Below are 10281 nucleotides of genomic sequence, written 5' to 3'. Positions count from 1 at the left end.
ATGGAAAAATTATGAAAGAATTCATACCACCAAAACTTCCTTTAGATATAGAATTAAATGCAAATATTTATGGTCTCATCATTAGGGCTTCGAGAAAATTAGCGGAGTTAAATGGATTTAGCAAAAGCATGCCTAATCCAAATATATTAATCAATGCTTTGATCTTGCAAGAAGCTAAAGATTCTAGCGAGATAGAAAATATTATTACCACTCACGATGAACTTTTTTTATCTCAAATCGATGAAAGTAAACTTACAAGAGCGGTAAAAGAAGTAAAAGACTATGAAAATGCTTTAAAAAAAGGATATGAGCTTTTAAAAAAAGAGCAATTATTAAGAAATGCACATATTTTAGAAATTCAAAAAAGACTAGAAAGAAATAATGCAGGTTTTAGAAAACAAAGCGGAACTACGCTGATAAATCCTACCACAGGAGAAATCAAACACACACCCCCGCAAAATCCTAGTGATATACAAGAACTTATGGGAAATTTGGAGCGATACATCAACGATGATACTTTAGATGAACTTGATTTTTTGGTAAAAATGGCAATCATTCATTATCAGTTTGAAAGCATACATCCATTTTACGATGGTAATGGTAGAACAGGCAGGATTATCAATATACTTTATTTAGTTTATAAAGGCTTGCTTGATTTGCCTATCTTGTATTTAAGCGCTTATATAGTAAATAACAAAGAAGAGTATTACAATCTTTTACAAAAAGTACGTGATGAAGGTGCAATTTTAGAATGGATAGAATATATACTCAAAGGTGTAGAGCAAACTGCTATAAAAACGATAAAAACCATTACTATAATAGAAAAAATGATGTCTAATGTAGGTGAAATTTTGCAAAATAAAACGAATTTTTACAGCAAAGACTTTGTGGAGCTTTTGTTTTCTCATCCTTATACAAAGATAGACTTTTTGATAAATAAATTAGATATTTCTAGGCAAAGTGCCTCAAAATACCTTAAAATTTGTGAAAATTTAGGGGTGCTAGAGTGCATTAAAATGGGTAGAAATAATTATTATATTAATATAGAACTTTTAAGACTTTTTAGAAAGGGAATTTTTTAAATGCAAGGTAAAATCGATAAAATCACAGATATTCTAAGAAGAGATGATGGCATAAGCGGTGCTATGCATTATAGTGAGCAGATTAGTTGGGTGCTTTTTTTGAAATTTTTAGATGATTATGAAGAAGAGCTAAAGCTAGAAGCTGAGTTAGATGAAAAGCCTTATAAGGCTATTTTGCAAGAAAAATTCAGTTGGAGAGCTTGGGCAGCACCTAAAACAAGCGAAGGAAAGCTTGATGTAAAAAATGCTTTAAGTGGAAGTGATTTGCTAAGCTTTGTGAATGATGAGCTTTTTCCATACCTAAAAAGTTTTAAAGATAATGAAAATTTCAAAAGCATAGAGTATAAGATAGGTGGAATTTTTGAATTTATAGACAACCGCATAGCTAATGGCCATACTTTAAGAGAAGTTATAAATTTAGTCGATGAGCTAAGTTTTAGCAAAGAAAGTGATGTGTTTGCTTTAGGTGAGGTTTATGAAAAGCTTTTAAAAGACATGGGAAGCGATGGGGGAAATAGTGGGGAGTTTTATACCCCAAGACCTTTGGTTAGAGCCATGGTGGAGGTGCTAGACCCTAAAGCAAAAGAGAGAATTTATGATCCTGCGTGTGGGAGTTGTGGGTTTTTAGTAGAGAGTTTTTTGCATATTCTTTATGAAGATAGGGCAAAAAAGAAAAAAGCAAATTTGAGTGTGGAAGAACTTGAATTTTTACAAAATGATGCCTTGTTCGGTAAAGAAAAAACTCCACTTAGTTATGCAATGGGTGTGATGAATATGATTTTACATGAGGTTAAGTCCCCAAATATCATCAAAACCAATACTCTAAATAAAAAAATCACAGACATAACTGAAAATGAAAAATACGAAGTGATTTTGGCAAATCCTCCTTTTGGTGGTAAAGAAAAAGATCAAATTCAAAATAACTTTCCTGTAAAATCAAACGCTACTGAGCTTTTGTTTTTACAACATATTTTAAAGTCTTTGAAAAACAATGGAAGGTGTGCCATAGTAGTGCCTGAAGGAGTGCTTTTTCAAAATTCAAATGCCTTTGTGAGTGTAAAAAAAGACTTGCTAGAAAATTTTAATCTTGAATGTGTTTTAAGCTTGCCAAGTGGGGTGTTTTTGCCTTATAGTGCGGTAAAAACTAATGTGCTTTTTTTTTCTAAAGGACAAAGAAGTATTTGTGGTGAAAATGATGAAAGTGTATATTACTATGAGCTTGTGCCACCTTTTAAATTGACTAAAAACAAACCTTTAGAATACACGCATTTGCAAGAATTTTTAAAATGTTATAAAGAAAGAAAAATCACGGCTAATTCTTATTTGGTAAGTAAAAAAGAACTTGAAGAAAGAAATTATGATTTAAGTGCTAAAAACCCAAACGTAAAAGAAGAAAAAACTTTGCGTGAAGTAGAGGAAATTTTAAGCGAGTTAGAGCAAAATCAAAAACAAGCAAAAATGCTTTTTGAAAAAATTCAAGCTAGTTTAAGAGGTAATAAATGATAGATATAAAAAAGAAATCTAAAAATGTGAGGGTTATAGCCCTTTTTTATTTAACTTTTTATTTATGTTCTTTTATGCCTTATATGGGTTTTTTAAGTGTAATTAGCGCGACATTATATATGATAGTTTTATATCAATTAAAAACTTATACTAGTGCTAAGAATTTATTCAAGAATTATTTTATAACACTTTTTATTTTATTTTTTTATTTTATTTTACTTTATTTTATGATTTTATTTTTTTATTATGTTTTTTTAAATGAAGAATATTTTTTATTAATGTTTTTTACTCCGTTTTTGTTGGCTATACATATTTTATTTTGTTTGCTATATTTTAAATTCTTAAAAAGAATTTTTTATGAGATAGCTAGAGTAGCTAATCAGTTTTATTTTATAAAAGTTTGTAAAATGTATTTTTATGGTTTTTTAACATTGCCTATTTTAATAGGATTTGTATTTTTTGTTATAGGATTTGTTTATAATGTCTTAGCTTGGTATAATTTTAAAGAATTTAATAAAAGCGAATTTATTAAAAATCAAGATTAAAAAATCTTTTTTAAAATTTAATAAAAGTTAAAAATTTATACCTTGTCATTAAAATTTTTTTATATCTTTGTTATAGCTAATATCAAAAGCTCTATAAATATCAAGCGAGCATTTTTTTATAGCATAGTCGAATTTATAAAATGATTATAAACTTCCTTTACATCCCATAGTTTTTGCTTTAGAAAAATCAAAAATATCAACTTTTTCCATTTTTGGTATGTGTTCATCAAAGAAAGTATAAAATTCTTTTCTTAATTTAAAAAAATCATTTAATTTTTTATCTATTTTACATCCTTGTTAAATTTTGCTTTAAATCATCAATTTTTAAAAATGACTAATTGGCTCTTGCGTTTTTTTTTTTTTTTGATATTATCGTCCTTCGATTTTAATTAAAGGAGAAAAAATGGCTATTACTTTGGCTAAAGTTAGTGGTTCGTGGGTAGAAGTTTATGATGGAAATAGGAGGCTTTATAGTAAGCCAGTAAATACAAACAAAGGTGATACTTTGATAGGATTTACAGGTTCTAGTGTTAGTATAAAAGAAGGTAGTTGGATTGTAACTTATGATGAAAAAGGACAACGCATAAGCTCTCATCCAGCGTAAATCAAGGCATAAAAATTATATCAACCAAATCATTTTCTTTTATATCATCATTTGCTATCATTAATGCAGCTTTGTGGTTAAGGTTGTTGATGATAGCACTTGAGCCTTGTTTTTTGCCTTTTAAATTGGCATAAATTTTTCCATCTTTAAATTCTACATTACAAGCTACAAATTCTAAATGCGGACTTTTTTTCTTATAGTCAGTATTTGCAAATGCTTTAAATATATAGTCTTTTTCTTGTAAAAGCCAAGCATTTAAAAGTTCTCTTACATATAAATTAAACATCACCATAGCCGAGTATGGAAAACCCGGTAGAGCAAAGATGAATTTATCTTCAAATTTGGCTATTTTGATGTGTTTGCCAGGTTTTACATCGACTTTATCTATGATGATTTCATACTCTTTAACAGCTTGCTTTAAAAAGTCAAAATCCCCCATGGAAACTCCACCAGTGGTAACTAAAATATCACACGCATTAAGTGCTTGTTTTAAAACACTTGGGGTTTTTTGCATATCATCTTTTAAAAGTGGAAAAATTCTAGCTTCAGCACCAAGTTTTTTTGCCATATTAGCTATGGCTACATGGTTTGATGAGCGAATTTGTGCAGGGTGTTCTAAGCTTTCGCCTAAGTCTTTGATCTCACTTCCGCTACTTAGCACGCCTATGATAGGTTTAGCAAAAACACTAATGTGAAAATATCCAAGCTCAGCTAAAAGTGCTATCTCGCTATAACCTAGTTTTGTGCCTTTAGTGAGTAAAATTTCGCCCTTGGTGTAGCTTTCGCCCACCTTTCTCACAGCAAAGCCTTGTGGAACTTTTTCTTTTATATAAACCACACCGTTTTTAACCTCAACTTTTTCCACAGGCACTAAGGTATCACAACCTTCACTCATCAAAGAGCCTGTAAAGGTTTTAACACATTCTTTATTTTGTATTTTAAAGCTTGGGAAAATTCCAGCAGGTACTTCGCCTATGATAGACAAAGGCTCATCTTGTTCGCTAAATTTGATCGCATAACCATCCATAGAGGCTGTGGGAAATTGAGGGTTGTTAGTAGAAGCTTTGATATCTATGGCTAAAATTCTATCTAAGCACTGTGTTAAAGCGATGTTTTCTATTTTTTCATATGTTTGTATGTGTGAATGAAGTATGTCTAAACTTTGACTATAAGAAGTTAGCATTTTAGTCCTTAGTGCTTAAAATTCCTGCTCCTTGAAGTTTCAAAGAGCGTTCTTTGGCATAAATTTTTTTGCCATTAATGATATCATATTTCCATATAGGTGCGCTTGCTTTAAAATCTTCTACAAAATCATTAATTAACTTAAGTCCTAATTTTCTTTGCTTGCTTAAAACCCCAGCAAAATAAGAACTCTCATGCACCTTAACCTCGCCGATAGAGTGAGCAAACATCAAGCTTACATTTTCATTTGCAAGTTTTTGGCACCATTTTTCAAACCAAGTTTTTAATAAAGGCTCATATATATCAAAACTCAAAGCCTCAATCTCATCTTCAGCCCTCACTATACCGCAAAATGTGATCAAAGCTCCGCAGTTTTTATCTTTAGCATATTCATACCATCTAGCATAAATGCTAGGAATTTCTAAGGCTCCTTGATGTAATTCAAACATAACTCATCCTCCACAAACCGGTGGTAATAAACAAATTTTATCCCCATCTTTTAAGGTAGTTTCATCATTAAAAACCATTTCATCGTTTAAGGCAACTGCACAAAGCTCAAGCCATTCTTTTAAGCTTTCATCTTGTCCTAAAATTGCTTTTAATTCTTTAAGATTATTTACATTTAGCTCTAAGCTTTCTTTGTTAATTGGCCCTAGAAATTCAACTTTTACCATTTTTTACCTTTATTCTTTGATTTCTAAAATTCCCATCATTCCAAGATCTTCATGCTCTAAAATATGGCAGTGAAACATTCTAATACCGGTAAATTTTTGACTCATTCTAAGTCTTAATTCTTCTCCAGGTCTTACATTAATCGTATCTTGCAATGCTCTGAATTTTGCTTTTGTTATTTTACCCTTAAATTTAGAAGATATGAGTTCAAATTGTGTTCCATGTATATGGAAAGGATGATCCATATGCGATTTGTTTTTTATTACCCATTCTTCTACTTCATTTAATTTTGAGGTTAAATCCGTTCTATTCATATCAAATGTTTTACCATTGATTAAAAACATAGAGGCAAGGCTTTTTTTGATTTCTTCTTCACTTTTTTTACTAATACCATGCATTTGCATATGATCTTCGCTCATAATCACTTCTTTAAAGCTTGTAGCTTCTTTTAAAGGTGAAAATTCTCGTAGCTTTTCAGGTATGTTTTCTATAGTTTTTTCTACTTTAAGATCAGCCAACATAAGAGTGTAAGGTTCTTCTTTAACAAGCATTTTATCGCGGTCATAATAAGTACTTTCAAGTTTAAATTCACCCTTACTTGCTTTGATTAGCACTTCTACTCTTGAAGCAGGACTTAAAAATAATTCATCTAATTCAACACCTTTTTCTATAAGCCCTCCATCAGTTCCTACTAAAATAAATTTAGCACCTTTAATGCGTAAATTTAAATATCTTGCCGCACAAAAATTATAAATACGAATTCTTTGAGCTTTGTCAAGTGTTATTTTTGGTTTTAATTGTCCATTGATAAGAACTAAATTTCCTTCTCTACCATTTAGCCAATCAAATAAATTATTATCAGGAATTTGTGCGTTTTTATCTAAACGCAGATCACTAATCACCCAATCTTGTTCTTGTAAATGCGACAACGCATCTTTTTTAGCTTTTACTACAAATACCCCTGCTAAGCCTTTATAAACTTGCTTTGCTGTGGTGTAGTGTGGGTGCGGATGATACCAGTAAGTTCCTGCTGAATTTTCTCCAAGTTTAAAGCGATAAATTCTTTCTCTACCAGGCATGATAGGATCGTGTGGGTTGCCATCTTGCTCAGGTGGTATGTCAAGTCCATGCCAGTGGATTGTAGTTGGTTCTTTTAAACTATTTTTTACCAAAATTTCTACAGTGTCACCTTCATAAACTTCTATTTTGGGTCCAGGTATAGAGCCATTGTAAGTGAAGCATTTTGTTTTTTTACCTTTAACAAGCTCTATTTGACTTTCTTTGATTTCTATACTTGATCTAAAGAAATTTTTCTTTGCACTTGTGTTTTTTAGAAGTTTTAAATTTGCTAATGTTTGTCCGCTAGGAAAGTCTTTTTCATCGAGTAGTTTAATGTTTGGATTTTCTAGTTTGATAAAAGAAGTATCGATTTCTTTTGTATCTTTTTGTGTATGTTTTGAGTGCATATTATGATGAGAATGATCCCCCATTGCATAAGCACTGCTAATACTTGCTAAACCTAAAGCATTAAATTTTAAAAATAACCTTCTATCCATTAAATTTTTACTCCTAAATTAATTTTGATTTGGATTTTGATTATAGCTATTATTTGATTAATGATTGTAAATTATAAAAACAAGATATAATTTTAATATGATTTGTTATACAAGTGGTTTTAAATCAAAAAATTAAGGACAAATAATGCTAATTAAAAATCATTTAGATAAAGACTTTCAAACCCCTGCTTATATTTTAGAAGAAGACAAGCTTAGAAAAAATTGTGAGCTTTTGGCTAAAGTGAGTGAGCAAAGTGGAGCAAAAGTCTTGCTTGCTCTAAAGGGTTTTGCTTTTTCAGGTGCTATGGATATAGTGGGTGAGTATCTATCAGGTTGTACTTGCAGTGGGCTTTGGGAAGCTAAATTCGCAAAAGAATATATGAACAAAGAAATTCATACTTTTTCACCTGCTTTTAAAGATGATGAAATAGATGAAATCATAGATCTTTCACACCATATAGTATTTAATTCTTTTAATCAGTTTAAAAAATTTAAAGATAAAGCAAGCCACAAGTCTCTTGGTTTGCGTTGTAATCCAGAGCTATCAGTGGCTCCAAAAGAACTTTATAATCCTTGTGGTAGATTTTCAAGATTAGGAATTCGTGCGATTGATTTTGAAAATGAAGATTTAAGTGCTTTAAGTGGGCTTCATTTTCATGCTTTGTGTGAAGAAAGTGCGTATTCTTTAGAGCTTGTGTTAAATGCTTTTGAGGCTAAATTTTCAAAATTTATTAAAAATATAAAATGGGTTAATTTTGGTGGAGGTCATCATATTACTAAAGAAGGTTATGACACGCAAAAACTAATTGATCTTTGTAAAAAATTTAGCGATAAATACGGTGTGCAAGTGTATCTTGAGCCAGGTGAGGCTGTGGGTTGGCAGTGTGGGACTTTAGTTGCAAGTGTGATAGATATAGTAGAAAATGAGAAAAAAATAGCTATTTTAGATACTTCAAGTGAAGCTCATATGCCAGATACTATCATTATGCCTTATACAAGCGAGGTTTTAAATGCTAGAATTTTATCAAGTCGTGATGGACAAAATTACAGCGAGTTAAAAGAAAACGAATTTGCTTATTTACTTGGTGGTAATACTTGCTTAGCAGGGGATATCATGGGCGAGTATGCTTTTAAACAAGAGTTAAAAATAGGACAAAAAATAGTATTTTTAGATCAAATTCATTATTCCATAGTTAAAAACACTACTTTTAATGGAGTAAGACTTCCAAATTTAATGTTCTTAGATAAGAATGAAAATTTATCTATGATAAGAGAGTTTTGTTATGAAAATTATTCAAAAAGAAACTAAAAATTGAGTTTTTTTGTAGTTTTTTGCAAATTTATGTTTTTTAAATAAAACTTTTTTTAAAATAAAAATGGAAACTGAAAATTAACAAAACTACAATGCTAAGCTTTTTCTAGCGTGTAATGTTTAGGAGTAATTTATGCATAGAGTTATACTAGCTCTTTTAGCCTGTTTTAACTTTCTATTTGCTCAAGAAAATTTTGAAGTTAAAAATACTCAAATTTGGGATGTGCAAAGAGTGATGAATATAGAAAGTTATCAAAATTTTGGTGCTTTGTGGACTAAACTGCAAGGTGAGTATATTGCAAGTGCTGTTTTGATTATACTTATAGTGGTAATTTCAGCTTTTGCTTTGCATTATATGGTCATAGGTCCAAAGAAATTTTCTCATGATGGTAAGAAAATTTACGCTTTTTCAGTATTTGAAAGATTGTTTCATTTTGTAGCAGCAATCTCTTGGATTATCCTTGTACCAACCGGACTTATTATGATTTTTGGATCGTATTTTGGCGGTGGATTTTTTGTAAGAATGTGTAAAAACTTACATGGTATTGCTACTATTTTATTTATCATTTCCATCATTCCTATGCTTTTGTGTTGGATTAAAAGAATGCTTCCTGCAAGTTATGATTTAAGATGGATGATGATAGTAGGTGGATATTTAAGCAAAGAGAAAAAACCTGTGCCTGCGGGTAAGTTTAACTTTGGTCAAAAATCTTGGTATTATATAGCTGTTTTTGGTGGCTTTTTGATGATAATCACCGGTGCGTTTATGTTTTTCCTTGATTTTAATTCTACTTCTTTGCAATCTATTTTTGGCATTTCTCATATAGATATTTTAAGAGCTTCAGCTATCATCCATAATATTTTGGGTATTTTATGTGCAGTATTTTTTGCTATTCATATTTATATGGCCGTATTTGCTATTAAAGGAAGTATCCACTCTATGATTAGTGGTTATAAAGAAGAAGAGGAAGTTTATATTTTACATTCTTATTGGTATAAAGAACTAAGCGATAAAAAACAAATCAATCCATCGTTTACTTACGATTCTAAAACAAAATTTTAAAATCTCACTTGATTTTTTTAAATTTTCCTTGTTATAATCAAATAAAAATAACAAGGAAAATTAATGATACAAGATATTGATCTTTCGCGTAAATATTTTTATGAATTTTTTTCAAAAGCTTTTAATTTTATTGATGAAAATGAGTTTAAAATTTGGCATGAGCAAGTTTTAGTTTTAGCTCAAAGTCCTTTAGATGATAGTTTAAAATTTGATTTTGAAAAACTTAGTGTATGTGATTTTGCAAGTTTTAAAGAAGAACAAAATGGAGTGTTTTTTGATTTTTCTTATGTGAATGTGCCTATTAGTGCTTCTTTTTATGATGAGGGTAGAGATGATGGCAAAATGAAGCTTCAAGCCTGTGAAATCATTAGAAAAACCAAATTTAGAAAAAAAGAAGATTGTAGGCAAAGTGAAGATGAATTTGGCTTTTTGTTTGCTTTTATGGCAAGTATTATTGAGCATGATTTAAAAGTTGCACAGCAATTATTTCGTTTTGTGATAAACCCTGTAATAGATGAGTTTATAGAAAAATTACAAATCCACAAAAACTCAAATTTTTACATTGCTATTGCCAATATTATGAAAGTCTTTTTTGCAAATGAAAGAGCTTATTTGGAAGTACAAGCACCTATAAAAAAAGAAGGTAAAAGTATAGCAGATGAGGCTTTACAAAGACTTCCTTATGAGCCAAGACTTCCTACTAAATTTAGCAAAACAAATATAGAAGAACTTAGTAAATTATAGAAATTAATATGTATTTTG

Annotated in this window: 12 protein-coding genes; 7 read left to right on the top strand and 5 right to left on the bottom strand. The window is 30.2% G+C overall.

Features of this window, described 5'->3' with window-relative positions:
• Positions 1 to 11 precede the first annotated feature (11 nt).
• From E2O22_RS04515 to E2O22_RS04505, 3 genes are read left to right on the top strand one after another with little or no spacing between them, the layout of a single operon-like run.
• Positions 12 to 1082: a Fic family protein gene (locus tag E2O22_RS04515; RefSeq protein ID WP_133319425.1), complete on the top strand. Its 1071-nt coding sequence runs from the start codon at positions 12 to 14 to the stop codon at positions 1080 to 1082.
• On the top strand, positions 1083 to 2585 hold the full coding sequence (locus E2O22_RS04510) for a class I SAM-dependent DNA methyltransferase (protein WP_039627987.1): 1503 nt from the start codon (positions 1083 to 1085) through the stop codon (positions 2583 to 2585).
• Positions 2582 to 3130, top strand: coding sequence for a hypothetical protein (locus E2O22_RS04505; protein ID WP_133319424.1), 549 nt, complete (start codon positions 2582 to 2584; stop codon positions 3128 to 3130). The genes E2O22_RS04510 and E2O22_RS04505 overlap by 4 nt, the downstream gene beginning before the upstream one ends.
• 144 nt (positions 3131 to 3274) lie before the next feature.
• Here the strand turns inward: E2O22_RS04505 and E2O22_RS08265 are convergent, their stop codons facing one another.
• The gene (locus tag E2O22_RS08265) at positions 3275 to 3415 is read right to left on the bottom strand and encodes a hypothetical protein (protein ID WP_508619269.1); all 141 of its coding nucleotides are present in this window, start codon (positions 3413 to 3415) and stop codon (positions 3275 to 3277) included.
• A gap of 118 nt (positions 3416 to 3533) precedes the next feature.
• Between E2O22_RS08265 and E2O22_RS04500 the strand changes: the two genes are divergently transcribed.
• Complete coding sequence (locus tag E2O22_RS04500) at positions 3534 to 3734, top strand: hypothetical protein (RefSeq protein ID WP_133319423.1); 201 nt, start codon at positions 3534 to 3536, stop codon at positions 3732 to 3734.
• 1 nt (position 3735) lies between these two features.
• Here the strand turns inward: E2O22_RS04500 and E2O22_RS04495 are convergent, their stop codons facing one another.
• From E2O22_RS04495 to E2O22_RS04480, 4 genes are read right to left on the bottom strand one after another with little or no spacing between them, the layout of a single operon-like run.
• Entirely contained in the window at positions 3736 to 4917 is a 1182-nt protein-coding gene (locus tag E2O22_RS04495) for a molybdopterin molybdotransferase MoeA (protein WP_133319422.1), read from the bottom strand.
• Position 4918: 1 nt separating this feature from the next.
• Positions 4919 to 5365: a molybdopterin synthase catalytic subunit gene (locus E2O22_RS04490; RefSeq protein ID WP_133319421.1), complete on the bottom strand. Its 447-nt coding sequence runs from the start codon at positions 5363 to 5365 to the stop codon at positions 4919 to 4921.
• A gap of 3 nt (positions 5366 to 5368) precedes the next feature.
• A complete protein-coding gene (locus tag E2O22_RS04485) occupies positions 5369 to 5590 on the bottom strand; it encodes a MoaD/ThiS family protein (protein WP_133319420.1) in 222 nt (73 codons plus the stop codon).
• 9 nt (positions 5591 to 5599) lie between these two features.
• Positions 5600 to 7144: a multicopper oxidase family protein gene (locus tag E2O22_RS04480; RefSeq protein ID WP_133319419.1), complete on the bottom strand. Its 1545-nt coding sequence runs from the start codon at positions 7142 to 7144 to the stop codon at positions 5600 to 5602.
• A gap of 145 nt (positions 7145 to 7289) precedes the next feature.
• Between E2O22_RS04480 and nspC the strand changes: the two genes are divergently transcribed.
• The 3 genes from nspC (at position 7290) to E2O22_RS04465 (ending at position 10263) form a co-directional block, all read left to right on the top strand.
• On the top strand, positions 7290 to 8453 hold the full coding sequence (gene nspC / locus E2O22_RS04475) for a carboxynorspermidine decarboxylase (RefSeq protein WP_133319418.1): 1164 nt from the start codon (positions 7290 to 7292) through the stop codon (positions 8451 to 8453).
• Positions 8454 to 8589: 136 nt separating this feature from the next.
• On the top strand, positions 8590 to 9519 hold the full coding sequence (locus E2O22_RS04470; RefSeq protein ID WP_039627999.1) for a formate dehydrogenase subunit gamma: 930 nt from the start codon (positions 8590 to 8592) through the stop codon (positions 9517 to 9519).
• 63 nt (positions 9520 to 9582) lie between these two features.
• A complete protein-coding gene (locus tag E2O22_RS04465) occupies positions 9583 to 10263 on the top strand; it encodes a TorD/DmsD family molecular chaperone (RefSeq protein ID WP_133319417.1) in 681 nt (226 codons plus the stop codon).
• The last annotated feature ends 18 nt before the right edge of the window (positions 10264 to 10281 follow it).

It is taken from the genome of Campylobacter lari (assembly GCF_004357905.1).
Lineage (GTDB): Bacteria > Campylobacterota > Campylobacteria > Campylobacterales > Campylobacteraceae > Campylobacter_D > Campylobacter_D lari_D.
The sequence above is the reverse complement of the archived record's forward strand: the minus strand, read 5'-3'. Positions and strand labels throughout refer to the sequence as shown.